Source organism: Mesorhizobium sp. M7A.F.Ca.MR.148.00.0.0, from assembly GCF_003997735.1.
Classification (GTDB): Bacteria; Pseudomonadota; Alphaproteobacteria; order Rhizobiales; family Rhizobiaceae; genus Mesorhizobium.
Map to the genome: position 1 here is coordinate 1 of NZ_RZTB01000053.1, position 26,531 is coordinate 26,531.

Below are 26,531 nucleotides of genomic sequence, written 5' to 3' on the forward strand. Positions count from 1 at the left end.
TCGTCTTTGCCGGCAACGACACGCCCGGTGTTATGATGGCGTCCGCCATGCGCACCTATGTCGCGCGCTATGCGGCGACACCGGCAAAGCGCCTTGCGCTGTTCACCAACAATGAGGATGGCTGGCGTACGGTCGAGACTGCACTCGGGGCCGGCCTGCAGATCGCGGCGGTCATCGATGCACGGTCCGAAGTGTCGCCGGCGCATCGTTCGCTGGCCTCCAAGGGTGGCTTCCCGGTGCTGCATGGTTCCGTCAGTGGCGTCGATGGCGGCAAGGATGGCGTCAGGAAAATCGCGGTCTCGCTGACCGGTGGCGCGCGCGCCGAGGTCGAAGCGGACGGCCTCGCGGTCTCCGGCGGCTGGAACCCGGCTGTCGGGCTGACTTCCTACCATCGTGGCCGGCCGAAATGGCAGAACGACATATCTGCCTTCGTGCCGGACGGCGCGCCTCCAGGCATGGTCGCCGCGGGTGCCGCCAATGGCGATTTCGGCCTCGGCGCCTGCCTGAGCCAGGGATTTGCCGCCGGCGCGGCAGCGGCGCGTGACACGGGACATAGCGGCACAGTGGGTATCGCGCCTGCCGCCGACGACGAGGCATTCTCGCTGACGCCGCTATGGCACGTCGCCGGCAAGGGCAAGGCTTTTGTCGATTACCAGCACGACGTCACCGCCTCCGACATCGAGCTGGCGCAGCGCGAAGGCTTTGAATCGGTCGAGCACCTGAAGCGCTACACGACCCTCGGCATGGCGACCGACCAGGGCAAGACCTCGAATGTCGCCGGCCTTGCCATCATGGCCGCGGTCAGCGGCCGTTCGATCCCCGAGACCGGCACGACAATCTACCGGCCGCCTTACGTGCCGGTCGCCATCGGCGCCTTCGCCGGCCATCACCGCGAAGAGACGTTCCATGCGACACGGCTGACGCCGTCGCATCACTGGGCGGCCGAACAGGGCGCCGTCTTCGTCGACACCGGCCTGTGGAAGCGTGCGCAATGGTACCCTCGCGCCGGCGAGAAGGACTGGCTGGAATCGGTGACCCGCGAGGTCAAGGCGGTGCGCGGCGGCGTCGGCTTCTGCGATGTCTCGACGCTCGGCAAGATCGACGTGCACGGCCCCGATGCCGGCGCTTTCCTGGATCGCGTCTACATCAACACCTTCTCCAATCTTGCGGTGGGAAAAGCGCGTTACGGGCTCATGCTGCGCGAGGACGGCATCGTCTATGACGATGTCTCCAGCCTCGCCGTTGGCAAGGCGCGCTATGGGCTGATGCTGCGCGAGGACGGCATCGTCTATGACGATGGCACGACATCGCGGCTGGCCGAGGACCACTATTTTCTGACCACCACCACGGCCAAGGCCGGGCTGGTGATGCAGCATCTCGAATTCTGCCGCCAGGTGCTGTTCCCGGAGCTCGACGTGCAGCTCACTTCCGTCTCGGACCAGTGGGCGCAATTCTCGATCGCCGGGCCGAAGACACGCGACCTGCTCAGGGAAATCGTCGACCCGGCCGAAGACCTTTCCAACGAAGGCTTTCCATTCATGGGCGCGCGCGAAGTCGCACTTCGCGGGGGCCTGAGGGCACGGCTGTTCCGTATCTCGTTCTCAGGCGAGATGGCTTTCGAGATTTCAGTGCCGGCGCGCTTCGGCGATGCCATGGCGCGCAATTTGATGCTGGCCGGCGCGCCATTCGGCGTGACGCCCTACGGCACCGAGGCGCTCGGCGTCATGCGCGTCGAAAAGGGCCACATCGCCGGACCGGAACTGAGCGGCACGACGACGGCGGCCGATCTTGGCCTGGGCAAGATGATGTCGACCAAGAAAGACTATATCGGCCGCGTCATGGCCGGACGCGAGGCGCTGGTAGCCCCGGACCGGCAGGTCGTCGTCGGCATCAAGCCGACGGACAAGGCACGCCGGCTGCGCTCCGGTGCGCACATCATCCCGAAGGGACAGACACCCGGCCCCGGCAACGACCAGGGCTATGTCACCTCGGTCTGCTTCTCGCCGACGTCGGATCAGTGGATCGGGCTCGCGCTTGTCGAACGCGGCCGCGAACGCATCGGCGAGATCGTGCATGGGCATGACCCGTTGCGCGGCGAAGACTACGATGTCGAACTCTGCAATCCCGTCTTCTACGATCCGGATGGAGGGCGCCAGCGTGGTTGATTTTTCCTGGGCTCCCCGCAGTCCCCTTGAAAAGGCGCTTGTTGCCGGCGTGCATGGTGCACGCGGTATCGAGGCCGGCGTCTCGCTGACCGAGATCCGCAATTTTGATCTGATCCAGATCATGGCGAGGCGCGGCCAAGGGGCTGATCTGGCGAAAGCGGCCAAGGCCCGTTTCGGCGCGGTGCCACCGGATGCGCCGAAGGCGGTACAGACTCCGGATGCCACGCTGATCTGGTCGGGGCCGGATCAGTTCTTCGTTCTGTCAAACGGCGGCAAGCACACGACGCAGACGTTGACGCCGGCATTCTCCGGCTCCGCCTCGCTGTCGGATCAGTCGCATGCACGGGTCTTGATCAGCATTTCGGGCGTCAAGGCACGCACCATGCTGGCGAAACTGTCTTCGATCGACTTGCACCCAACGACGTTCCCGGTCGGCGCCGCCGCCGCGACATCGATGGATCACACCAGCGTCACGCTCTGGCGCGGCGGCGATCGGCCGGATGGCCTGGCGGTGTTCAACCTCCTGGTGTTCGCGACTTTTGCCGAGAGCCTGTGGCACACGATGCTGGACTCGGCCGCGGAGTATGGTGTGGTTATCGGCCATTCCGAGGAATTCTAGCCCGCCAATTGTGGACCTCGGCGCCGCCCCTCATTGCCCTGCCGGGCATTTCTCCCCGTGAACGGGGAGAAAGAAGCTGTTCGGAGTGCCGCGCTATTTCTGCAATGTTGGCGATTGGCGAAACCGGCGACGACAGCGTCCTTCGCCCCGTTTACGGGGAGAAGATGGCAGCAGCCAGATGAGGGGCAGCACCGACGTTTGGAAGATAGACTGGGAGGCCAATTCAATCTCAATTGACTGGGTTCGAAGCATCACCTTCACCTTGCCAAACGCACGCGCACTGCTATTCTTACCGCTAAAATAATTTCACACACAGGCAAACTTGTTTCTCGAACCGCAAGGCTGAAATGAGCCAGTCGCCCTACCCCGCAATTGCTGCCGGACCGCCGCGGCCGAGCCTCATCCTGAGGCCCGGCCAGATCGCGCTGCCGCCGGGCATGGAGCGTTATACGATCCATGGCAATGGCGCGGTGCTCATCGACATCGAGGCCGGCGACACGATCACCGTGCGCAATGTCGAGGGTGCCCAGGCCTGCGAGTTGCTGGCCTGGGACAGGACCGGCGCGACCGATCCCGGCATTTTTGGTGAAGCATCGAACAGCAACGCTGCCGGCATCAAGGCGCTATTGGCCGAGGACGACGACAGCCTCGCATCGCTACGGAGCGGGCTCGCGCGCCGGCAGGTGCAGCTTGACCATGCCAAGGCGGTTCGCGTGTTCGGCGGCGCGACACCCGCCGGCACCGAGCAGGCTTTCACGGTCGCGCGCGACGGCGCGATGCTGATTGCGGCCCCCGGCGGGCCGATGCTGGTCGATGGCCACGACACGGCGACGCCGCTGACTGCCATCGTTCGCCGCGCCACGATCCGCCCGGCGGCGAAATCGCTACTGGCCGATCCGCTGGCCGACCCGGTTCTCGATTTGCGCGTCCATTCGGCGACGGCGGAATCCTATTTCGTCAAGGCTGGCGACTATCTCCAGATCATCGATGTCGACGGGCGCCAGTGCACCGATTTCCAGTGCTTTTCGGCGCGCAAGCTGGACAGGGGATTGGATCATCCGCTCGACGTGACGACGACTCGCACGCTGATGGGTGCGAGCTACCCGATGCCCGGCCTGCATTCCAAATACTTTGACCAGGACATGGAGCCACTGGTCGAGGTGGTGCAGGACACATGCGGCCGGCACGACGCCTTCGCGCTCGCCTGCGCCGCCAAATATTACGACGACATCGGCTATCCCGGCCACACCAACTGCTCGGAGAATTTCAACGGCGCTCTGGCCGGCAAGGGCGTCAATCCCCGCGCGGGCTGGATGGCGATCAACTTCTTCTTCAACACGGCGATCGACGCGCATGGCGTCATGGTGTCCGACGAGCCGTGGTCGCGGGCGGGTGACTATGTGCTGCTCAGGGCGCTCACCGACATCGTCTGCGTGTCCTCCGCCTGCCCCGACGACACGACGCCGGCCAATGGCTGGAACCCGACCGACATCCATGTGCGGACCTATTCCGGCCAGCACAAATTCTCGCGAGCGATCGCCAGACGCATGACGCCCGATTCGGAACAGAAAATGACCCGCGAGACAGCTTTTCATTCGAGCTTTGCCAAGCACACCCGCAACTTCGGCGAGTACAGGGGCTATTGGCTCGCCAATTCCTTCGCCAAGGACGGGCCGATCGCGGAATACTGGGCGTGCCGCCAGGACGCGGTGATCATGGACCTGTCGCCGCTGCGCAAGTTCGAGGTCACCGGCCCGGATTCCGAGGCGCTGCTGCAATACACGCTGACCCGCGACGTCAAGAAGCTCGGTGTCGGCCAGGTGGTCTATTCGGCCATGTGCTACGAGCATGGCGGCATGATCGACGACGGCACCCTGCTGCGGCTCGGCAAGGACAATTTCCGCTGGGTCGGCGGTGACGATCTGTCCGGCGAATGGCTGCGCGAGACGGCGACGAAGCTCGGCCTCAACGTGCTGGTGCGCTCGTCGACCGACCAGATGCACAACGTCGCCGTCCAGGGTCCGAAGAGCCGCGACATCCTGCGAGAAGTGATCTGGACTTCGCCATTGCAGCCGTCGATCGACGAGCTCGAATGGTTCCGCTTCGCCGTCGCCCGCATTGGTGGCGGCAACGGCATTCCGGTCGTCGTCTCGCGCACCGGCTATACCGGCGAACTCGGCTACGAGATCTGGTGCCATCCGCGCGACGCCGAAAAGGTGTTCGACGCCATCTGGGAAGCCGGCCAGCCGCATGGGCTGAAGCCGATGGGGCTGCAGGCGCTGGACATGGTGCGCATCGAAGCCGGGCTGATCTTCGCCGGCTACGAATTCTCCGACCAGACCGATCCGTTCGAGGCCGGCATCGGCTTCACCGTGCCGCTGAAGAGCAAGACCGACGATTTCATCGGCCGCGAGGCGCTGATCCGCCGCAAGGAGCACCCGCAGACGAAGCTGGTCGGCCTCGACATCGACGCCAATGTCGACGTCGGCCATGGCGATTGCGTGCATGTCGGCCGCGCCCAGATCGGCGTGGTCACGTCGGGTATGCGCTCGCCGGTGTTGAACAAGATCATCGCGCTGGCCAGGCTCGACGTCACCCATTCGGCTGTCGGTACCGAGGTCGAGATCGGCAAGCTCGACGGCCATGCCAAACGGCTGCCGGCGCGCGTCGTCGCCTTCGCCCACTACGATCCGCAAAAGACCAAACCACGCTCCTGACGGCCTTCCTCCCAAGGCAGTGAGGCCGTGCTGGCAGCCTGATAGGAATTTTTTCTTGACCTGCTGAGGGCAGCTATGCTACATATTCGTCCATGGTGCTGATTTGCGCCGCGACCCGCCTGCGGCGGGTTTTTCGTTTCCAGACCCCTGGTCCTTTTCCGAACAATCCTGCCCGCCAGTGTGAAGCTGACATGTTTCGCAAGCGTGATGTGCACGGCGCGACAATTCGCTTGACGTGAAAGCGCGCCGGATCAATCTTCACTCCTAAGAAAAAAATACGACTGAGTGGAAACACCGGCAGTCGATCAATGCATGCGTCGATGGTGAAGCCTCGCGCAGCCGCGGCGGTCACGAACGGGGAACATCAAAATGGGGAACAAAGACATATGAGCACCATAACGACTGTCCTGGAGCCGCTTGCCGAAGGCAAGTTGCACCGAAATATCGACTGGCGCGGCGCCTTCTGGGTGGCGAGCGGCGTGCCTGCCCTCGTCCTGTTCTCGATCGGCGGCATTGCCGGCACGACCGGCACGCTGGCCTTCGCGATCTGGATCTTCTCCATGATCATGGGCTTCCTGCAATCCTTCACCTATGCCGAAATCGCCGGCCTGTTTCCAAACAAGTCGGGCGGCGCGTCGATCTACGGCGCCACCGCTTGGCTGCGCTATTCCAAGTTCATCGCGCCGCTGTCGGTCTGGTGCAACTGGTTCGCCTGGTCGCCGGTGCTGTCGCTCGGCTGCTCGATCGCCGCAGCTTATATCCTCAACGCGTTGGCGCCGGTGCCGCTGTTCACCGATGCCTCGCCCGAAGTCGTCGCCTATATCGCCGCGCATGCCGGGACGAGTGCCGCCGACGCCATCACGGCGGTGACCACCGCCGCAACGCCGGTGATCCGCAACTGGACGCTCTACAGCCACACGCTGGGGCCGGTCTCGTTCACCTTCAACGCGACCTTCTTCATCGGCGCGGTGCTGATGCTGATCATCTTCGCCATCCAGCATCGCGGCATCCTCGGCACTGCCAACGTGCAGAAATATATCGGCCTGCTGGTCATCATCCCGATGCTGATCGTCGGCGTCGTGCCGATCGTCACCGGCCAGATCAACTGGGCGAATTTTTCGCCGCTGGTGCCGCTGGCGGCAGCCTACGCGCCCGAACCCGGCGCCTGGAACATCGCCGGCTGGACGCTGGTGCTTGGCGGCATGTTCATCGCCGCCTGGTCGACCTACGGTTTCGAGACCGCCGTCTGCTACACCTCGGAGTTCAAGAACCCGGGCACCGACACGTTCAAGGCGATCTTCTATTCCGGCCTTTTGTGCATGCTGCTGTTCATCCTGGTGCCGTTCACCTTCCAGGGCGTGCTTGGCCTCAACGGCATGCTGGCGACACCGATCGTCGACGGCTCCGGTGTCGCCGACGCGCTGGCCGGCATGGTCGGCGGCGGCGCACTGATCCACAGCCTTTTGGTGATGCTGATGATCCTGGCTCTGGTTCTGTGCATCATGACGGCCATGGCCGGCTCTTCACGCACGCTCTACCAGGGCTCGGTCGATGGCTGGCTGCCGCGCTATCTCAGCCATGTCAACGAACATGGCGCGCCGACGCGGGCAATGTGGACCGATCTCGTCTTCAACCTGATCGTGCTGGCCATCGCCTCTGCCGACGCGACGAGCTTCTTCTTCATTCTCGCCGTGTCGAACTGCGGCTATATCATCTTCAACTTCCTCAACCTCAATGCCGGCTGGATCCACCGCATCGACAACGGCCATATCGCCCGGCCTTGGAAAGCACCGAGCTGGTTGCTCGGCGTCGGCGCGATCTTCGCCTATGTCAACATGATCTTCATGGGCGCGGGCGCCAAAGTTTGGAATCCGATGGCGCTGTGGGCCGGCCTGATCACTGCGGCTCTGATCATCCCGGTGTTCTGCTTCCGCCATTACATCCAGGACAAGGGCAAGTTCCCCGACCACATGCTGGCCGATCTCGGCATGACGGGGGCCGACCTCTCGGTCAAAAAGGCGGGCATACTGCCTTATCTGACGCTGGTCGCCGGCGTGGTGGTGATGCTGCTCGCCAACTGGTTCTTCGTCATCTGACCTCGTAAAAGTGAAAAGGATCGGGCGCGCTTCGGCGCCCGATCCTTTTCGACTGGCGTGATCGATCTATTCGGCAGCCAGTGCCAGTTGCGGCTTTTCGGTTTCCTGGCTCAGTTCCAGATCGTCGGTCCGCCCCTCCGCCCCGCGCTTCTTCGGTTCCCGGCCGAAGAACAGGGCGTACCCGGCAGGCAGGACCAGGATGGTCAGCACCGTGGCAACGAGGATGCCGCCCATCATGGCGTAGGCGAGCGGACCCCAGAAGACGCCGCGCGAGATCGGGATCAGCGCCAGCACCGCCGTCAGCGCCGTCAGCGTGATCGGCCGGAAACGACGAACGGCCGAACCGATGATCGCCTCGTAGCGGTCCATGCCCGCGGCGATGTCCTGGTCGATCTGGTCGACCAGGATGATCGAGTTGCGCATGATGATGCCGAGCAGCGCGATGACGCCGAGAATGGCGACAAAGCCGAACGGCGCGCCGCTGATCAAGAGTGCCGCGGCAGCACCGATAATGCCAAGCGGACCGGTCGCCAGCACCAGCATCGCCTTGCCGAAGTTCTGCAGCTGGATCATCAAAAGCACGACGATGACGGCCAACATGATCGGCGCCTTGGCGGCGATCGAAGCCTGGCTTTCCGCCGAATCCTCCGCACCGCCCTGGATCTCGACCTTGTAACCTGGCGCCAATCCGTCACGCAGGCCCTGCATATCCTTGTACAGTTTGGTGACGACGTCATTGGACTGCACGCCGTCGGGCAGCGTTGCCCGCACACTGATCGTCGGCAGACGGTCGCGGCGCCACTCGATGCCTTGCTCCAGCACCGGCACCACCTTGGCAACCTGCGACAGCGGCACGAAGCCACCGAAGTCGGTCGGGATATAGACCGAGTCGACCGAGGACAGGAGGCTGCGGCTGGCATCCGGCTCGCGGGCAACGATGGACACCGTCTCCTCGCCGTCGCGGAAGTCGTCGAGCGGCGCGCCGGACATTGCCGCCTGCAGCATCTGGCGGATGCGCTGCGAGGTGACGCCGAGTGCGCGGGCACGATCCTGGTCGATGACCAGCTTCATCGCCGGAACCGGCTCCAGCCAGTCATCATGCACGGCGCCAAGCAGCGGATCCTCACGGAACTTCGCCTTCACCTGGTCGGCGATGCGGCGCACCTCCTGGCGATCCGGCCCCATGACGCGCATCTGCACCGGCCAGCCGGTCGGCGGGCCGAGGAACAGACGATCGACCTTGGCACGGATGGATGGGAAGTCTTCAGCCAGAACAGTGCGCAACTTGACGATCAACCGTTCGCGGGCCGGTTCGTCATTGGCCATGACGAGCAGCTGGGCGAAGTTGGGGTTGCTCAGCTGCTGGTCGAGCGGCAGGAAGAAGCGCGGCGCGCCTTCGCCGATATAGGTGGCGATGAAACGCTTGTCCTTGTCGTCCATCATCTTGGTTTCGAGCGCCTTGGCCTGCGCCTCGACTTCCTTGATGCTGGTGCCTTCCGGCAGCCAAAGGTCGACGAGGATTTCCGGCCGCGACGATTGCGGGAAGAAGTTCTGCGGAATGAACTGGAAAGCCCACAGGCTGGTGCCGAAGGTGACCAGCGTCATCACCAGGACGATGATGCGATGGCGCACGGCCCAGCTGACGGTAGCACGAAGCCGGCGATAGAAACGCGTGTCGAAGACATCGTGATGGCTGCCGGCATGCTTGCGCTGCTTGAGGATCATATTGCCGAGCCATGGCGTGAAATAGACCGCGACGAACCAGGAGACGATCAGCGCGATGCCGACGACATAGAACAGGGTCCGGACATATTCGCCGGCTGTCGAGGCCGCGAAGCCGACCGGAATGAAGCCGGCCGTGGTGATCAGCGTGCCGGTCAGCATTGGGAAGGCGGTCGAGGAATAGGCGAAACTCGCCGCCTCGACTTTGACCATCCCCTCCTCCAGCTTGCGCTCCATCATCTCGACGACGATCATAGCGTCGTCGACCAGAAGACCGAGCGCGATGATCAGCGCGCCGAGCGAGATGCGCTGCAGGTCGATGCCGAGTTCGTACATGATGGCGAAGGTCGCAGCCAGCACCAGCGGGATGGCGATGGCGATGACCAGGCCGGAACGCCAGCCTATCGACAGGAACGAGACGACGAGCACGATCAGCAGCGCTTCGCCAAGCGCATGCATGAACTCGGCCACCGCATCGGTGACGACGCCCGGCTGGTCGGAGATCTGGTCGACCGCAACCCCGTAGGGCAGCGCCTCTTCGAAGCGCTTGTAGGTGGCCTCGACATCCTTGCCGACGTCGGTAACCTTGAAGCCCTTGGCCATGACGACGCCCAACTGCACGCTGTCGTGACCGTTGAAGCGGTATTTGCGCTGGAACGGATCTTCCAGCCCCGAGGTCACCGTGGCGATGTCGCCCAGCCTTGTGACCTGGCCGCCGGCGCGCAGGCGCAGGTTCCGGATATCCTCGACCTTGCCGACATCGCCCTCGACGGAGATGCGCACCGAGTTGGTGCCGGTATCGACGGAGCCGGCCGGGTCGACATTGTTCTGTCCCTTGATCGCATTCTGCAGATCGGTCAGCGTCAGGCCGCGTTCGGCCAAGGCCTTGGACGAGACGTCGATATAGAGCTTTTCCGGCTGGTCGCCGATGATGACGGCCTTCTCGACGCCGGGCGTCGTCAAAAGCATGTCGCGCGCCTGGATGGCGAACTTCTTCAGTTCGGGATAGCTAAAGCCGTCGCCGCTGATCGAATGCAAGGTGATGAAGGTGTCGCCGAACTCGTCGTTGAAATACGGGCCGAGCAGGCCCTGCGGCAGGTCGCCCTGGATATCGCCCACCTTCTTGCGCACCTGGTAGAATGCGTCCGTCACCTCGGCGGTGTTGGTGTCGCCCTTGATCTGCACGGTGATGATGGCGCTGCCGGCGCGGGTAAAGGAGCGCACGAAATCGAGATGCGGCGTTTCCTGCAGCTTGCGTTCGATCTTGTTGACGACCTGGTCTTCCATCTCCTTGATCGAGGAGCCGGGCCAGATCGCCTGGACGACCATGATCCGGAAGGTGAAATCGGGATCTTCCTTCTGGCCCATACGCATCAGGCCGAGCGCGCCGGAAATGATGATCAGGCCGAACAGGAACCGCGCAATGGCGGGATGGCCGATTGCCCAGCGCGACAGGTTGAAGGGCCGCTTCTCTTCCGTGGAATTGGTCATCGACGCTGGTCCATCTATCTAGCGCAACAAAATCGAGGTTTCATAGTGGCTTCCGGGCGGCAAGGCTCTCCGAGCGGAGAAGCACTCATCGCGGTGGGACGCGAGATCGATGTGGGGGTTACATCAATCGAGCGTCTCGGTCGGGCGCCTGCCGCCCGGAAACCAACGACTGCGGGAACGCGCAGCCGGTTGTCTGTCGTCAGCGCACCTGCTTGGCGTCGCCGTCTGCCGCGGATGCCGATTGCAGCGCCGCATCACCGGCGAGCTTCACCTTCAGGTTTTCGGTCATGAATTGCGTGCCGGCGGCGACCACGACATCGCCGGGTTTCAAACCCTCTGCGACACGCACGCCATCGGCGGCGAACTCGGCAACCTTGATCGGACGGGCATGAACGGTGTCGGCGCCACGATCGACGGTCCAGACGATCGATTGGGTGCCTTGCTCGGCCAATGCGCTCAGCGGGATCGAGACCAGCTGCCGCTCATTGGCCGCCGAGGCTTCGATGCTGGCGGTCATGCCGAGCAGCACACGCGGATCGTTTGGCAGGCTGACGCGGACGGCAAAGGTGCGTGACTGCGGATCGGCGCTGCCGGCGACTTCGCGGACCTTGCCATCGAGCGCCAGCGCATCGTCGGACCAGAAGCCCGCCTTGACTGCCTTGCCCGGCCTGAATTCGGCGATTTCCATTTCGGGGACGGCGATCAGCACTTCCTTCTCGCCGTCGACGGCGACAGTGACAACCGGCGTACCGGAACCGACGACCTGACCAACGTCGGCACTGACCGTGGTTACGATGCCATCCCTGTCGGCCTTGAGATCGGTATAGCCGGCCTGGTTCTTCGCCTGTGCAAGTGTCGAAAGGGCGGAATCGCGCGTGGCGACCGCTTGGTCATAGGTCAAGGTCGCCTGTTCGAGCTGTGATTTCGGGGCAAAATTCTTGGCAAAAAGCTGCTCGGCTCGCTTGCGGGCAAGCTCCACGGTCTCGACCTGCCGCTCGGCGGCATCGAGCGCTGCCTGCGCGCTCTTGACCGAGAGGTCGTAGTCAATGGGATCGATGCGGGCGAGCACATCGCCCGCGGCCACATGCTGGCCGATATCGACGAGGCGCTCGGTGATCTTGCCATTGACGCGGAACGCCAAAGCGCTCTCGGTGCGGGCTCGTACCGAGCCGGAATAGGAGAGCGTGCGGGTGTCGTGCACCTTCGCGATCTCGACAACCTTGACGGGACGGATGATATCCTTGACTTCGGCTTTTTCCTGGCTGCAGCCGGCAAGCCCGAGAGTGGCGACGATCACGCCGGCAACTGGCAGCTTGCGAAGGATGAAATTGGACAAAGACATCTTGGTACTCCGACTGGAGATGAATGGTCGACAACCGGCTGGCGGGGGCTATTACTTCAGAGCTCTGATCGCATAGTCGATCAGATCGTCGGGCATCGCCCGGTTGGTCTTGGCAAGGCACTGCGCAACCATTTGCGGATGGCACAGGATGACCGTTGCGGCACCGAAGCAGCGCGACGCGGTCACCGGGTCCTGTTGTCTGAACTCACCGGCCTCGATGCCGTCGCGGATCACCTCCGCAAACAGGTCGTGGATGCTGTCGACATGCTTGTCGATCACACCCCAGTCCCGTTCGAGGGCGACGATGACCATCTCGTGGACCTTCTGGTCGTCGAGCATGACCTCCATCGTCATCTTGTATTGCGCATGCACGTAACGCCTAAGCCGCTCCTCGGCGCTGATCGGCAGGCGCGAAATCTCGTAGGCCATCTTGTAGCTGGCGCCGAGCATACGGCCGCAGACGGCCTGGTGGATTTCGACCTTGGAGGCGAAGAAACGGTAGATGTTGGCGGGCGACATGCCGAGCTCACGCGCGATGTCGGCGACATTGGTCTTGCCGTAGCCATAGTGCCGGAACAGGCGCTCGGCGCAATCGAGAATGCGCGTTACATTTTCCTGTCGGGCGGCTTCGGCGACTATGGTGGCGGCTTCGGACATGATCCTCTATCGATTTACGAGTGATGAATTTCGATTTTCGTCACTCGTAAATCGAAAAGAGCGACCTGTCAATGCGGATTCGGTGTACACGTACGAATGGTGACAGATGGTGACAGGGAACCGACGAAAGTCGCGGAGGCTTTGCCCAATCGCAAAGGTCGTAACTGCAGGAGAGCAGCGACGAGGCTTAGGTCCCCCTCGCCATCTCGCGCAACCGGAATTTCTGGATCTTGCCGGTCGAGGTCTTCGGGATTTCGGCGAAGATGACCGCCTTCGGCATCTTGAACCGGGCAAGCAGCGCGCGGCAGTGATCGATGATCTCGGCTTCGGTCGCGGCCTTGCCGGGCTTCAGCTCGACATAGGCAACAGGCACCTCGCCCCATTTATCGTCGGGCCTGGCGACGACGCCGCAAGAGGCAACCGACGGGTGCTTGTAGAGCGCGTCCTCGACCTCGATAGAGGAAATGTTCTCGCCACCGGAGATGATGATGTCCTTGGAGCGGTCCTTCAATTGGATGTAGCCATCGGGGTGCATGACGCCAAGATCGCCGGAATGGAACCAGCCCCCAGCGAAGGCCTCGTCGCTCGCCTTGCGGTTCTTCAAATAGCCTTTCATGACGATGTTGCCGCGGAACATGACCTCGCCGATGGTCTCACCATCGGCCGGTGTGGTCCGCATCGTCTCGGGGTCCATGACGGTCAGGCCTTCGAGCGCCGCATAGCGCACGCCCTGCCGCGCCTTCCTGGCACTGCGCTCGCCCTTTTCGAGATCGTCCCAGGCGCCATGCCATTCGTTGACGACCGCCGGACCATAGGTCTCGGTCAGGCCGTAGAGATGGGTGACGGCAAAGCCGGCATCGGCCATCCCCGACAGCACCGCTTCCGGTGGCGGAGCTGCCGCGGTGTTGAAGGTGACAGTCTGCGGGAATTCGCGCTTGTCCTCCTCCCTGGCATTGATCAGCACCGACATGACGACCGGGGCGCCGCACAGATGGGTGACGCCGTGATCGGCGATCGCATCGTAGATCGGCTTCGGCCGCACCCAGCGCAGGCAGACATGGGTGCCGGCCTGGACGGCAAGCGTCCAGGGAAAGCACCAGCCATTGCAGTGGAACATCGGCAGCGTCCAGAGATAGACGGCGTGCTTGGCCATGCCCGCATGAATGGTGTTGGTGTAGGCCATCAGCGCGGCACCGCGATGGTGGTAGACGACGCCCTTCGGATTGCCTGTCGTTCCGGAAGTGTAGTTGAGCGAGATGGCGTCCCACTCGTCGTCGGGCATCGACCAGGCGAAATCCTCGGCGCCGCCTGCGACAAACGCCTCATAGTCCAGCGTGCCAACCCGCTCGCCCTTCGGATACGGCGCGTCGTCGGCGTATTCGGGATCATCATAGTCGATGACCAGCGGCTTGACCCTGGCCAGTTCCAGGGCCTGCCTGACAACGCCGGAGAATTCGCGGTCGACGATCAGCACCTTGGTCTCGGCATGATCAAGCTGAAAGGCGACGACCGCCGCGTCAAGGCGGGTGTTGAGCGAATGCAGCACCGCCTTGGTCATCGGCACACCGAAATGCGCCTCCAGCATCGGCGGCGTGTTTGACAGCATGACGGTGACGGTGTCGCCCTTCCCGATGCCGCGCCTGTCGAGCGCCGAGGCAAGCTTCAGCGACCGCTGCCAGAAAGTGCGATAGTCGATGCGCTGGCGGCCATAAATGATGGCGATCTGGTCGGGATAGGTCTTGGCCGCGCGCTCAAGATAGGTGAGCGGTGTCAGCGGTTGATGGTTGGCCGCGTTCTTGTCGAGATCCTGTTCGTAAGGACTGCCCATCCCATGCTCCCCGATTTCTTTCAGACGTTCTAGTCACAGGCTCGGTCCGCGTCACCACAAACGATGCCACGACAGAGCGCATTCGGCGCAATGATGAACCAGATTCAGCGTAAGCGGGAGTATCGCATACCTCTGCCCAGTTTGACTTTTGTCGAAAGCCGTGAATAATGTCAGCCGAGGAGACGGCATGGCGATCCGACCGGCAGAACAACTCATCCACAAGGCCGCCTGGCTCTACTATGCCCATGGCCTGCGGCAGGACCAGGTGGCGAGCCAGCTTAACATTTCCCGTGCCTCGGTCGCCATGTATCTGCGCAAGGCGCGCGAGACCGGCATCGTCAACATCTCGACTTCGACCCAGCTTTTCACCGACGACGTGCTGGCGCGCAAGCTCGAGGATGCGTTGAGCCTCGACGCCGTCTGGATCGCACCGGAGAATGATCATATTGCCGACCCGTCGACGGAAATCGCCGTGCTGGCGGCAAGCGTCTTTCTCGAACTGGTCAAGAAGGGCGACCGCATCGGCGTCGCCTGGGGCCGCACCGTCTATATGATCGCCGACGTGATGTCCTATGCCGATCTACAGGATGTCACGGTGGTGCAGCTCTGCGGCAATCTCGGCGCACCCTATTCCTATCGGCCCGACCAATGCACCATGGAGATCGCGCGGCGGCTCAACGCCAAGGGGCTCAATTTCTACGCGCCGCTGGTGCTGTCGACGGAAGAACTCGCGCGGGCGCTGCGTGCCGAGCCGGTGATCCGGGAACAATTGTCGGGTGTCAGCGAATGCGACCTGGCGTTATACTCGGTCGGCGCGGTCGACGCCGACAGCCATCTGGTCAAATGCGGCGCGCTGACGCCAAGCGAAATGGCGGATCTGCGCAGCCAAGGCGCTGCCGGCGTGATTGCCGGGCAGATCATAGACGCCGAAGGCAAGGTGCTCGGCTGCAGTTATAACCGCCGGGTGATCTCCGCCGAGCTTGCCTCGCTGCGCGCCATCGCCAGGCGTTTGGTGGTGGTGCAGGAGGACAGCAAGTTCGAACCGCTGCTCGCGGCGATCGCCGGCGGCCTTTGCACGCATCTGGTGGTCGGCGCGCACATGGCGCAGCGGCTCCTGGACCATGCGGCTGCCACGACAGAAAAGGCCTCCTAGAAATCCTCCTCTCCGCCGCCGGCGCATTGTCATCAAAGCGTCGCGGCAATCCTGTTTCACCAACAAAGACAAACAACCGGACGAAGCGAACATGAAGAATTTGTGGAATGACGAAGCAGCCGAAAATCTCGTCGCAGACTACGCGAAAAAGGGTGTCGGCCGCGACCTGGCGCTGCGCGTCTACACGACCCGGCTGCTCGGCGGCGAACCACGGCTGGTCCTGCATGGCGGCGGCAACACCTCTTGCAAGACGACGGCAACCGACCTCGTCGGCGATCAGTGGGACGTGCTGTGCGTCAAGGGCAGCGGCTGGGATATGGGCGTCATCGAGCCGCAGGGCCTGCCGGCGGTCAAGCTCAAGCCGTTGCTCAAGGCGCGCGCGCTGAACAGGCTGGCCGACGAGGACATGGTTGCCCTGCAACGCATCAACCTCATCGATCCGTCCTCGCCCAACCCGTCGGTCGAGACGCTGCTGCATGCCTTCTTGCCGCACAAATTCGTCGACCACACGCACTCGACTGCCATTCTCGCCATCGTCGACCAGGAGGACTCCAAGCCGCTGGTGAAGACGGTTTTCGGCAGCAGGATGGGTTATGTGCCTTACATCATGCCCGGTTTCGACCTCGCCAAGGCGGCCGCCGACATCTTCGACGCCGACCCTGATGTCGAAGGCCTGATCCTCGACAAGCACGGCATTTTCACCTTCGGCGACGACGCCAAACAGGCCTACGACCGGATGATCCACTATGTGAATGTCGCCGAGGACTTCATTGCCGCAAGCGGCAAGCCGAAGGCGGCAAAGGCGGCCTTGCCGGCAAGCCTCGCGACACCGGCGTCCATCGCGCCGATGCTGCGTGGTGCGGTGGCGGTGGCGCGCGGCGAAGGCCGCTTCGACCGCATGATCAGCGATTTCCGCACTTCGCCGGCAATTGTCGATTTCATCAATTCGGCTGAGATCGCCGACTATGCCGGACGCGGTGTGTCGACACCGGATCTGTCGATCCGCATCAAGACCGGCCCAATGGCGCTGCCGGCGCCCGATGCTGACAAGGCCGGTGACTACAAGGCGGTGATCAAGAGCCATGTCGACGCGTTCGCCAAGGATTATCGCGCCTATTTCGAAACCAATGATGCGCTCGACAACGTCAAGCGCACCATGCTCGACCAGATGCCGCGGCTGACGCTGGTGCCGGGCCTCGGCATGTTCGGCCATGGCCGCACGCTGAAGGACGCGAAGATCGCCTCGGATGTCGGCGAGATGTGGATCGAGGCGGTGCGCGGCGCCGAGGCGGTCGGCCGTTTCCACCCGCTCTCCAAGGCCGATCTGTTCCCGCTGGAATACTGGTCGCTGGAACAGGCCAAGCTCGCCTCCAACAAGCCGAAGCCGCTGACGGGCCAGGTGGTGCTGATTACCGGCGGCGCCGGCGCGATCGGTGCAGCGACAGCCAAATTGTTCGCCGACAATGGCGCCCATGCCGTCGTCGTCGATCTCGACGCCGAAAAGGCTGCCGATGCGGCGAAGAAAGCCGTCAACAATTCGATCGGCGTCGCCGCAGACATCACCGACCCGGCACAGGTGCGTGCCGCCTTCGACAAAGCGGTTGCCGTGTTCGGCGGTGTCGACATCCTGGTTTCCAATGCCGGCGCCGCCTGGGAAGGCCGCATCGGCGAGCTCGACGACGCGCTCCTGCGCAAGAGTTTCGAGCTCAATTTCTTCGCCCACCAATCGGTGGCGCAGAATGCCGTGCGCATCATGCTCGAGCAGGGCACAGGCGGCGTGCTTTTGTTCAACACCTCCAAACAGGCGGTCAACCCCGGCCCGAAGTTCGGCGCCTATGGCGTGCCGAAGGCGGCGACACTGTTCCTGTCCAGGCAATACGCGCTCGACTATGGCGCGCATGGCATCCGCTCCAACGCCGTCAACGCCGACCGCATCCGCTCGGGGCTTCTGACCGACGCCATGATTGCCAGCCGTTCGGGCGCGCGGGGCGTGTCGGAGAAGGACTACATGTCCGGCAATCTGCTCGGCCAGGAAGTGACGGCGCAGGACGTGGCGCAGGCCTTCCTGCATCACGCGCTGGCCGACCGCACCACCGCCGATGTGACGACGGTCGACGGCGGGAATATCGCGGCAGCGCTGCGCTGACGTAGAGATCCGTCCAGACGAAAAGGTGCGGTGCAACTCCGAAGCTTGCTCGAGAAGGGGCGGTTGGGAACTTTCGACCCGACCGGCCATTGAGATCGAGCAAGATCAAGCAGCTAATTGTTGCCGGCGACGGCCCGCCGGCGGTCTTGCTTCGCGGCGCTCTACGCTCACTGGGAGCTGGAGTGGCCCGACATCGTGGCGCATGACTTCGGCGGCTCCGTCGCGTTGCGCGGCCGTGCGCGCCCGACATCGATGCGGCCACTCGACCCACCCAACACCACGACACCGGTGGTGGCCTGCGGGCATCGAAACAAGGTTCCGGCGACGGCGCCGGACAGGTCTTCCTCGATTACCGCCTGGGCTTCCATATACGCACCGTACCTTGGGCCGGAGCCTGGCGCCGGCTGCAGATATTCGGCAAAAAGGCCGCCTGCAGCAAGCGGCTGCAGGCGGCCTTCGATAGCGAAAGTTACTTGGCGTTCGGGTTCGGCATCCAGGCCGGCATCGCGACATCGGCATGGGCGAACTGCGGCAGCTTGGCCGACAGGTCTTCCATGTTCTTGATGTCCTTGTCGATGAGGTCCTTCTGGGTGATCAGCGTCGGCGGCACGACGACGTTGTGGCCGGGATCTTCGCCGGCCAGCAGCTGCGCCAGCGCACGCACCGAGACCTGGCCGACGACGGCCGGATTGGTCGCGGCGGTCGCGGCCCAGGCGCTGTCGGGCTCACGCATCGCAGCGATATCGGACGTCGAGATATCGGCCGAATAGATCTTGATGCCCTTGTTCAAGCCCGCTTCGTCGACGGCGATCTTCACGCCCTTGGCGAATTCGTCATAGGGAGCGAACATCACCTTGATGTCGGGATGCGCCGTCAGCACCGAACGCGCCTGGTTGGCGACGGAGTTGGCAATCGGATTGTCGAGCGTGCCGAACATCGCGACTTCCTTGATGCCGGCATATTTCTTCTTGACGTCGACCCAGGTCTCGTTGCGGCGGTCGAGCGGCGCGATGCCGGCGACATAGACATAGCCGGCATTCCAGCTCTCGCCATTGTCCTTGACAGCCTGCTCGAGCGCGAGGCGCGCCAGGTCGCGGTCGGACTGTTCGATCTGCGGGATTTTGGGATTTTCGACATTGACGTCGAAGGCCACCACCTTGATGCCGGCGTCGACCGCACGCTGTGCGGCGTCCTTCATCGATTCCGTCAGGCCGTGCTGGATGATGATGCCCTGCACGCCAAGCGCGATGGCCTGATCGACCATGTCGGACTGAAGGGCGGCATCCTGGCGGCTGTCGAGGACACGCAAGTCGATGCCGAGCGCCTTCGACTGTGCCTCGACGCCCGAGAGATAGGCCTGGAAGAAGTCGCCGGTCGAGAGATAACGCACCAGCGCGATCTTGACGCCGGGCTTGTCGAAAGGCGCCGGCTTGTCCGCGGCAAAAGCCGGGACCTGCATCAGCATGGTTGCGCCGGCCAATCCGAGCGCCACCTTCCCCAGAAGTCTTCTTGTAATGCTCACTTTGTTTTCCTCCACTCTTGTTGAACCCAAAATCCTGTTCCGGTCGAAAGCTACCTCCGGCCTCTGCCAGAAAGCGCAAAGGTGAAGACAAGGGCGACGACCAGAACCACGCCCTTGACGAAATCCTGCGTATAGTAAGGCGCGTTCATCATCGTCAGGCCTTGCAGCAAGATGCCGACGAACAGCGCACCGATGGCAGTGCCGAAGGCGTTCGGCTTGGCGGCACCTAGCACCGCGTAGCCGATCAGTGCCGCGGCGACCGCATCGAGCAGCAGATTATTACCCGAGGCGATGTCGCCGCGTCCAAGCCGGGCAGCGAGCAAAATACCGCCGATCGAGGCAAAAACTCCTGAAATAACGTAGGCCCAGATCTTGTATGCCTTGACAGGCGCACCGGCGAGTTCGGCGGCGCGCTCATTGCTGCCGACGGCATACATCATGCGGCCGAAACGTGTGTATTCGAGGAAGAACCAGATCAGCACGGCGAGCACGAGCAGCACGACCACCGACACCGGAATCAGGTTCGGGATGAAGAAGTCGAAGCGGTGGCGGCCGAGCGCCAGGAAGGCGTCGGAGAATTTGCCGCTGGCGACCGAACCGTCGGGCATGGTCATGCCGGTGGCGATCGAGCGGCCTTCTGTCGGAATGCGCTGCAGGCCGACGAGCAGGAACATCATGCCGAGCGTCGCCAGCAGATCGGGCACACGCATGTAGACGATCAACCAGCCATTGATCAGGCCGACAATGGCGCCGATGAGCAGGCAGACGACGACCGCGACAAGGGCGTTCTGCTCCAGCACCACCATCACATAGGCGGCCGCCATCATGGCTGATGTAGCGACCGAGCCGATCGAGAGATCGAAGCCGCCGACGACGAGCGTGGCGGTGACGCCGAGCGCCAGCACGCCGGTGATGGCGACTGACTGGAAGATGAAAACGGCACTTTGCGGCGAAACGAAACCGTCGGCAGCGATCGAGAAATAGGCGACGAGCCCGAACAAGAGCACGATGAACCCGTAGCGGATGGCGTGGTCGCGCAATGTCATCCGGCGCTCCCGCGCGCTGCTGCCGTCTTTACCCAACCCGAACCCATGCTCTCTCCATTCCAATTCCTATAGCCCGCGCTCAGGCCGCACTGTGCAGCGGCCCGCCGGCGACCTCGGCCAGCAGGCGGTCGAGATCGACATCGGCATTGCGGTGTTCGCCGACGATGGTCTGTTCCGACATGACCAGGATGCGATCGGCGGTTTCCAAGGCCTCGTCGAGTTCGGTGACGAACAGCAGCGTGGCGCGTCCGTTTGCACTCGCCCTGAGCTTGGCGGCAATGTCGCGCCGGGCCGAGATATCGACGCCCTGAAACGGCTCATCCAGAATGAACAATCTCGCATCCTGCGCCATCCAGCGCGCGACCATCACCTTCTGCTGATTGCCGCCGGACAGCTCCGACATGTCGTCCTTCTCGGACCGACAGACGATGCCCAGTTCTTCGATCTGCCGGCGCGCGGTGGCGCGTTCCAGACGGCGCCTGAGAACAGCGAAGCGCGACATGCGCTTGTGAAACGGCAGGCTGATGTTTTCCTGGATGTTGAAGCCTTGGACGATGCCATTCTCGCCGCGGTCCTTGGCGACCAGGAACACGCCGGCAGCGATCGCTTCGCCAGCTGTTTCAGGTGCATAAGGCCTGCCGTTCAGCGTCATTGTACCGGCGAGCGGCCGGCGCACGCCAAACAGCGTCTCGGCAAGCGCCGTCTTGCCGACGCCGACAAGGCCGGTGATGGCAACAACCTCGCCGTCGCCGAGTGTCAGCGAGATCGGCCGGGCGCCCGGCGCAATGCGTAGACCCTCGATCGTCAGGACTGCCTTGGCCGAATTCCTGACGACGATCTGGTCGAGATGGATCTTGCGGCCGAGCATGGCGTTGACCGCGCCTTCATAGTCGAGCGGTTTCCTGTCGAAAATGCCTGAGATGATCCCGTCACGCATCGAGACGATGCGATCGGCCAGCCGCCTGATGTCCGACATGCGATGCGAGATGTAGAGGATCGCCACGCCCTGCTCGCGCAGCCTGTCGATCAGCGCGAACAGCCGGTCGGCCTCAGCGCTGGACAGCGATGAGGTCGGCTCGTCGAGGATCAGCACTTTCGGCTTGTGCGCCAGCGCGCGGGCAATCGCCACCATCTGGCGATCGGCCAGCGAAAGATCGCTCACCCGCGCCTTCAAATCGATGGCCAGCCCCATGCGGTCGGCAACCGCCTTGGCCTCCCGCCGCACACGGGCCGGATTGAACAGGGTCGGCGCGCCGCTGCCGCTCAGCCGGTCGAGGGTCAGGTTGGTGGCGACGTCGAGGTCGGCGACGACACCGTCGTTGATATTCTGGTGCACGGTGACGACGCCGGCGCGGATCGCTTCGGCCGGGGTTTTCGGTGCGAAATCCTGGTCGGCGAGCGCCATCGTGCCGCCACCGCGTTCGTAGACACCGGAGATGATCTTGACGAGGGTGGATTTGCCGGCGCCGTTGGCGCCCATCAGCACGGTGACTTCGCCGGCATGCAATTCGACCGAGACGCCGCCTAGCACCTCGTTATGGCCAAAGGATTTCCTCAGTCCCTCTACGCGGAACACGGCATTACCGACCATACGTTCCTCCCTGACATGACGCTATGGGCTGCATCGGCAATTGTCAACACGATTGACAATTGCCAGATCGCTTCCTAGCTTGGCCCAGCCGCCACGCCTCCGTTATGTTCGGAGCGCATAAGCGGGAGGATGACGATGACTGAAAAATTGCCGTTCGAAGCACTATCGGTCGAAACCCTGGCTGCACGCCTTGGCGGCAACGAGGCGCTATGCGCGAAGATCGGCAAGGACACTGGCGCCTGGAAGGTTCGCGAGGTCGGCGACGGCAATCTCAACCTGGTGTTCATTGTCGAGGGCGCCAGCGGTGCAGCCGTGGTCAAGCAGGCCCTGCCCTATGTTCGCCTGGTCGGCGACAGCTGGCCGCTGCCGTTGAAGCGCTCCTTCTTCGAATATCACGCGCTGACCAGGCAAGAGGCGCGCGCGCCAGGCTCGGTGCCGGCGATCCATTATTTCGATGAAGGCCAGGCGCTGATCATCATGGAATATCTTGCGCCGCCGCACATCATCCTGCGCCGCGCCCTGATCGACGGCCGCCAGCTGCCGAACATTGCCCGGGACATCGGCCTGTTCATGGCCCGGACGCTGTTTCGCGGCTCCGACCTGCACATGGCCGCCAAGGACCGCAAGGCCGATCTGGCGCTGTTCGCCGACAATGTCGAGCTCTGCGACATCACCGAGAGCCTGGTGTTTTCCGACCCCTATTTCGACGCCAAGATGAACCGGCACACCTCGCCGCAGCTCGACGGCCTGGTCGCCGAACTGCGCGCCGACCGTGACCTCAAGGTCGAGGCGCAGCGGCTGAAGCACATCTTCGCCGCCAATGCCGAAACGCTGCTGCATGGCGATCTGCATTCCGGCTCGATCATGGTCACCGACAGCGAAACCCGGATGATCGATCCGGAGTTCGCCTTCTACGGTCCGATGGCTTTCGATGTCGGCATGCTGCTCGCCAATTTCTGGATGTCGTTCTTCTCGCAACGCGGCCACGAGGAGGAGGGAAAGCGCGACGCCATGCGCGCCTATCTGCTCGGTGTGACGGTCGAGACATGGTCAGTGTTCCGCGCCGAATTCTCGCATCTATGGCGAACCGAGCGCACCGGCATGCTCTACCAGAGGAGCCTGTTCGAGGATCAGGGCGACAAGCTCGGTGCCGAGCAGGCGCTCGACCATGTTCTGCACCAGATGTGGACCGATCTGCTCGGCTTTGCCGGCATCGAGGTGCACAGGCGCATCCTCGGCCTCGCCCACAATGCCGATTTCGAGACCATTGCCGATGAGGGTTTGCGCGCCAGTTGTGAGGCAAAGGCGCTGAAATTCGGCCGTCACCTCGCCGTCAACCGGCGCCAGATCCACAGCATCGACGAGGTCAACCAACTGGCCGCGCTGATCGAACAGGAGAGCAGCATTTGAACGTCGGCGACCGCCACTATCGCACCATCTGGCTGAGCGACGACGGCCGTTCGGTCGATATCATCGACCAGCGCTGGCTGCCGCATGATTTCCGCATCGAAACGATCGGCACGGTCGACGGCATCGCCACCGCCATCCGCGACATGTGGGTACGCGGCGCGCCGCTGATCGGCGTCACCGCTGCCTATGGCGTTGCCATGCAGATGGCTGACGATCCGTCGGATGAAGCGCTCGATGCCGTGTGGGAGACCCTGCACGAAACACGGCCGACGGCGATCAATCTGCGCTGGGCGCTCGACGAGATGCGGCGCTTCCTGCGGCCTTTGCCTCCCGAACAACGCGCGGCAGCCGCCTATCGGCGGGCCAGTGAGATCGCCGACGAGGATGTCGGCCTCAACCGCGCCATCGGCGAGAACGGTCTTGCCATCATCAAGGCGATCGCGGCGCGCAAGCAGAAGGGCGAACCGGTCAACATCCTGACCCACTGCAATGCCGGCTGGCTGGCCACGGTCGACTACGGCACCGCCACGGCGCCGATCTCCCTGGCCACAGAAGCCGGCATTCCGGTCCATGTCTATGTCGATGAAACGCGGCCGCGCAACCAGGGCGCACAGCTGACCGCCTGGGAGATGGCCGGGCACGGCGTGCCGCACACGCTGATCGTCGACAATGCCGGCGGCCATCTGATGCAGCGCGGCGCAATCGACATGGTCATCGTCGGCACCGACCGCACAACGGCCGACGGCGATGTCTGCAACAAGATCGGCACCTATCTGAAGGCGCTCGCCGCCGCCGACAATGACGTGCCGTTCTATGTCGCACTGCCGTCGCCGACCATCGACTGGACCGTGCATGACGGACTGGCCGAGATCCCGATCGAGCAGCGCTCGGCCGACGAGGTCTCGCTGGTCTGGGGCAAGACCGCTGCCGGCGAGATTGCCCAGGTGCGCATTTCGCCGGAGACGACGCCTGCGGCCAACCCGGCCTTCGATGTGACGCCGGCGCGGCTGGTCACCGGCTTGATCACCGAGCGCGGCGTTGCCAAGGCATCGCGCGAGGGATTGAAGGCGATGTTCCCCGAGCGGGCGTAGCCCACGTCCCTAGTACAGAGGCTCCGCCATATGCTTTGGGGTCGGCCACGTCTCGGTAATACCCGGCTGTACCGGCCGCTCCAGATAGGTCGACAAAACCACATAGCTGCGCGTCGAGGTGACCCCCGGCGTTTCATACAGGCGCGCCAAAAGGCCTTCGAGTGCCCTGGTGTCTTCCGTGCGGACCTTCAGCAGCATGCAGGTATCACCGGCGACGGTATGGATCTCCTCGACTTCGGGATATTGCGAGACTGCCATCAGCTCCGGCGTCTTTCCCCAGCCCCTAGTGTCGATATGGACAAAGGCAAGCAAAGGCTTTTTCACCGCCCGGGGATCGATGATGGCGACCGTGTTGCGGATGGCGCCGCTGCGACGGAGCCGTTTGACCCGCTCATGCGCCGCGGGTGGCGACAAGCCGACGCGATCGCCGAGTTCGGCGTAGCTGATCGTGGCGTCATCGACCAGGACACCTAATATTCTTCGGTCTATCGCGTCGAGATCGCGGGCCGCGGGCCTGTTCTGCAGAATGCCATCTGTTTCTTCATCCATGGCGAAATTCCTGGTTCTCCGCTGAATAGAATACGGCCATTATGCTGATATGTCGAACATTGATCAAGTTGCGCCATTGACTGCCCGAGCCCCGATCCCGGCGCTTGCCTATCTGCTGACCGGATGCATCGCTGTCATTGGCTCGAACTCGCTTGTGCTGGGTCCGATCGCACCGGCTGTCGCCTCGTCGTTCGGAACCAGCGTGCCGGCCGTGATGATTGCGGCGGCAGCGTTCGGCCTTGGCACCTCCGCAAGCGCCCTGTTCCTTGCGCGCTACATCGACCGGCTCGGTGCTCGCAGGATGCTGCAGAGCGCACTGTTGCTGTTGGCATTGGCGCTGGTCGCAAGTGCCGCTGCACCCACGGTGACCATGCTGGTCTCCGCACAGCTGCTGGCCGGCATCGCTGCCGGCATCGCCATGCCCGCGATCTATGCCAGCGCCGCAGCCATTGCCCCACCGGGCAGGGAGAGCGGCACGATCGGCGTCGTCCTGACTGGATGGACGCTCAGCATGGTCGCCGGCGTTTCGCTTTCGGCCGTGCTTGCCGATCTTGTGCATTGGCGCGCCGTTTTCGCAGCGGTCGCGGTGCTTGCGGCCCTTGCATGGATGGGGCTGACAGTGACGTCGCTCAGCGACATCAGGAAGGCCGGACCGGCGCCCGCCCCGCTGGAAGCGCTCGGCATTCCCGGAATCCTGCCGCTGCTGGTCGCGTGCGCGGCCTTCATGACTTCGTTCTACGGCGTCTATGGCTATCTCGGCGACCATCTTCATGTCGGGCTTGGACAGCCGGTGAGCGCCAATGGCCTGGCGGCGCTTGCCTACGGCATAGGCTTCGGGACGGCTGCTCTGCTCGACGGCGTCATCGACAGACTGGGTGCCCGGCGCGTAATGCCGTTCGCCTATCTTCTGGTCGCAGTCGTCTATGTCGCGATGGCGGCGACGAGCGGCAGTTTCGGGCTGACCTTGACCATGGTGGCAATCTGGGGACTGGCCAATCATTTCGGCCTGAATGTCCTGGTAATGCGCCTGTCTGCGCTCGATCCCTCGCGGCGCGGCACGATCATGGGCCTGAACAGTGCGGTGACTTACCTCGCGGTCTTCGTCGGCACCACCAGCTTCGGGCCGCTCTACTCCAGCTTTGGTTTTGCCACTTGCGCAACGGTCGCAGCATCGCTGATGCTGATCGCCGCATCGGCGGCGGCGTGGCGCTAGTCGACAGAACGGGATTGGCTATCCGTCTTCCAGAGCAGTCGCTTCAGGTTTCAAATTCGCCCGTCACCCTTTACGGGCGCTGGCGCCGCCCCTCACCTGCCTGCCGGCATCCTCTCCCCGTATAGTGACGGGGAGAGGGGTTCTCTCATCGGCGATTTCGCCAATCGCCAGCG

17 protein-coding genes are annotated in these 26,531 nt (G+C 63.3%); 9 read left to right on the top strand and 8 right to left on the bottom strand.

Going from position 1 to position 26,531, the window contains the following annotated elements:
• The 4 genes from EOB49_RS19495 to EOB49_RS19510 all read left to right on the top strand — a co-directional run.
• Positions 1–2,165: glycine cleavage T C-terminal barrel domain-containing protein (locus EOB49_RS19495; RefSeq protein WP_127381935.1), on the top strand; the 2,165-nt coding region annotated here is incomplete at its 5' end.
• On the top strand, positions 2,158–2,784 hold the full coding sequence (locus tag EOB49_RS19500) for a sarcosine oxidase subunit gamma family protein (RefSeq protein WP_127381936.1): 627 nt from the start codon (positions 2,158–2,160) through the stop codon (positions 2,782–2,784). The genes EOB49_RS19495 and EOB49_RS19500, both read left to right, overlap by 8 nt.
• Before the next feature lie 347 nt (positions 2,785–3,131).
• Positions 3,132–5,501, top strand: coding sequence for an aminomethyltransferase family protein (locus tag EOB49_RS19505; protein ID WP_127381937.1), 2,370 nt, complete (start codon positions 3,132–3,134; stop codon positions 5,499–5,501).
• A gap of 386 nt (positions 5,502–5,887) precedes the next feature.
• Entirely contained in the window at positions 5,888–7,597 is a 1,710-nt protein-coding gene (locus EOB49_RS19510; protein ID WP_127381938.1) for an APC family permease, read from the top strand.
• A 66-nt stretch (positions 7,598–7,663) separates the two neighbouring features.
• Here EOB49_RS19510 and EOB49_RS19515 read toward each other — a convergent pair whose 3' ends face one another.
• From EOB49_RS19515 to EOB49_RS19530, 4 genes are all read right to left on the bottom strand, one after another.
• Positions 7,664–10,810: an efflux RND transporter permease subunit gene (locus EOB49_RS19515; RefSeq protein ID WP_127381939.1), complete on the bottom strand. Its 3,147-nt coding sequence runs from the start codon at positions 10,808–10,810 to the stop codon at positions 7,664–7,666.
• Positions 10,811–11,009: 199 nt separating this feature from the next.
• Positions 11,010–12,152, bottom strand: coding sequence for an efflux RND transporter periplasmic adaptor subunit (locus tag EOB49_RS19520; RefSeq protein ID WP_127381940.1), 1,143 nt, complete (start codon positions 12,150–12,152; stop codon positions 11,010–11,012).
• Positions 12,153–12,203: 51 nt separating this feature from the next.
• Positions 12,204–12,809 carry a TetR family transcriptional regulator gene (locus tag EOB49_RS19525; RefSeq protein ID WP_027036073.1) on the bottom strand — a complete coding sequence of 202 codons (606 nt, stop codon included), beginning with the start codon at positions 12,807–12,809 and terminating at the stop codon, positions 12,204–12,206.
• Between the two features lie 187 nt (positions 12,810–12,996).
• Complete coding sequence (locus EOB49_RS19530) at positions 12,997–14,637, bottom strand: acyl-CoA synthetase (protein WP_127381941.1); 1,641 nt, start codon at positions 14,635–14,637, stop codon at positions 12,997–12,999.
• Between the two features lie 187 nt (positions 14,638–14,824).
• On the opposite strand from EOB49_RS19530, the gene EOB49_RS19535 reads away from it, so the two are divergent.
• Both EOB49_RS19535 and EOB49_RS19540 read left to right on the top strand, forming a co-directional pair.
• Entirely contained in the window at positions 14,825–15,790 is a 966-nt protein-coding gene (locus EOB49_RS19535; protein ID WP_127381942.1) for a sugar-binding transcriptional regulator, read from the top strand.
• Positions 15,791–15,881: 91 nt separating this feature from the next.
• Complete coding sequence (locus EOB49_RS19540; RefSeq protein WP_127381943.1) at positions 15,882–17,936, top strand: bifunctional aldolase/short-chain dehydrogenase; 2,055 nt, start codon at positions 15,882–15,884, stop codon at positions 17,934–17,936.
• A 469-nt stretch (positions 17,937–18,405) separates the two neighbouring features.
• Here the strand turns inward: EOB49_RS19540 and EOB49_RS19555 are convergent, their stop codons facing one another.
• From EOB49_RS19555 to EOB49_RS19565, 3 genes are all read right to left on the bottom strand, one after another.
• The gene (locus tag EOB49_RS19555) at positions 18,406–19,458 is read right to left on the bottom strand and encodes a substrate-binding domain-containing protein (RefSeq protein WP_023808755.1); all 1,053 of its coding nucleotides are present in this window, start codon (positions 19,456–19,458) and stop codon (positions 18,406–18,408) included.
• Positions 19,459–19,508: 50 nt separating this feature from the next.
• A complete protein-coding gene (locus tag EOB49_RS19560) occupies positions 19,509–20,504 on the bottom strand; it encodes an ABC transporter permease (protein WP_127270087.1) in 996 nt (331 codons plus the stop codon).
• Between the two features lie 79 nt (positions 20,505–20,583).
• Positions 20,584–22,095: a sugar ABC transporter ATP-binding protein gene (locus EOB49_RS19565; RefSeq protein WP_127381944.1), complete on the bottom strand. Its 1,512-nt coding sequence runs from the start codon at positions 22,093–22,095 to the stop codon at positions 20,584–20,586.
• A 135-nt stretch (positions 22,096–22,230) separates the two neighbouring features.
• Between EOB49_RS19565 and mtnK the strand changes: the two genes are divergently transcribed.
• Complete coding sequence (gene mtnK / locus EOB49_RS19570; protein ID WP_127381945.1) at positions 22,231–23,505, top strand: S-methyl-5-thioribose kinase; 1,275 nt, start codon at positions 22,231–22,233, stop codon at positions 23,503–23,505.
• Positions 23,502–24,596: an S-methyl-5-thioribose-1-phosphate isomerase gene (gene mtnA / locus EOB49_RS19575; protein ID WP_127381946.1), complete on the top strand. Its 1,095-nt coding sequence runs from the start codon at positions 23,502–23,504 to the stop codon at positions 24,594–24,596. The genes mtnK and mtnA overlap by 4 nt, the downstream gene beginning before the upstream one ends.
• A 9-nt stretch (positions 24,597–24,605) precedes the next feature.
• On the opposite strand, the gene EOB49_RS19580 is transcribed toward mtnA, so the two are convergent.
• Positions 24,606–25,145: an Lrp/AsnC family transcriptional regulator gene (locus tag EOB49_RS19580; RefSeq protein ID WP_127320961.1), complete on the bottom strand. Its 540-nt coding sequence runs from the start codon at positions 25,143–25,145 to the stop codon at positions 24,606–24,608.
• A gap of 49 nt (positions 25,146–25,194) precedes the next feature.
• On the opposite strand from EOB49_RS19580, the gene EOB49_RS19585 reads away from it, so the two are divergent.
• A complete protein-coding gene (locus EOB49_RS19585) occupies positions 25,195–26,358 on the top strand; it encodes an MFS transporter (protein ID WP_127381947.1) in 1,164 nt (387 codons plus the stop codon).
• The last annotated feature ends 173 nt before the right edge of the window (positions 26,359–26,531 follow it).

Bases quoted from the DNA above. Each gene is read 5' to 3' on its own strand.
- EOB49_RS19520 (WP_127381940.1), bottom strand. From the start codon at position 12,152: ATGTCTTTGTCCAATTTCATCCTTCGCAAGCTGCCAGTTGCCGGCGTG.
- EOB49_RS19505 (WP_127381937.1), top strand. From the start codon at position 3,132: ATGAGCCAGTCGCCCTACCCCGCAATTGCTGCCGGACCGCCGCGGCCG.
- EOB49_RS19560 (WP_127270087.1), bottom strand. From the start codon at position 20,504: ATGACATTGCGCGACCACGCCATCCGCTACGGGTTCATCGTGCTCTTG.
- EOB49_RS19515 (WP_127381939.1), bottom strand. From the start codon at position 10,810: ATGACCAATTCCACGGAAGAGAAGCGGCCCTTCAACCTGTCGCGCTGG.
- mtnK (WP_127381945.1), top strand. From the start codon at position 22,231: ATGACTGAAAAATTGCCGTTCGAAGCACTATCGGTCGAAACCCTGGCT.
- EOB49_RS19585 (WP_127381947.1), top strand. From the start codon at position 25,195: ATGTCGAACATTGATCAAGTTGCGCCATTGACTGCCCGAGCCCCGATC.
- EOB49_RS19565 (WP_127381944.1), bottom strand. From the start codon at position 22,095: ATGGTCGGTAATGCCGTGTTCCGCGTAGAGGGACTGAGGAAATCCTTT.
- EOB49_RS19580 (WP_127320961.1), bottom strand. From the start codon at position 25,145: ATGGATGAAGAAACAGATGGCATTCTGCAGAACAGGCCCGCGGCCCGC.
- EOB49_RS19510 (WP_127381938.1), top strand. From the start codon at position 5,888: ATGAGCACCATAACGACTGTCCTGGAGCCGCTTGCCGAAGGCAAGTTG.
- EOB49_RS19535 (WP_127381942.1), top strand. From the start codon at position 14,825: ATGGCGATCCGACCGGCAGAACAACTCATCCACAAGGCCGCCTGGCTC.
- EOB49_RS19525 (WP_027036073.1), bottom strand. From the start codon at position 12,809: ATGTCCGAAGCCGCCACCATAGTCGCCGAAGCCGCCCGACAGGAAAAT.
- EOB49_RS19540 (WP_127381943.1), top strand. From the start codon at position 15,882: ATGAAGAATTTGTGGAATGACGAAGCAGCCGAAAATCTCGTCGCAGAC.
- EOB49_RS19530 (WP_127381941.1), bottom strand. From the start codon at position 14,637: ATGGGCAGTCCTTACGAACAGGATCTCGACAAGAACGCGGCCAACCAT.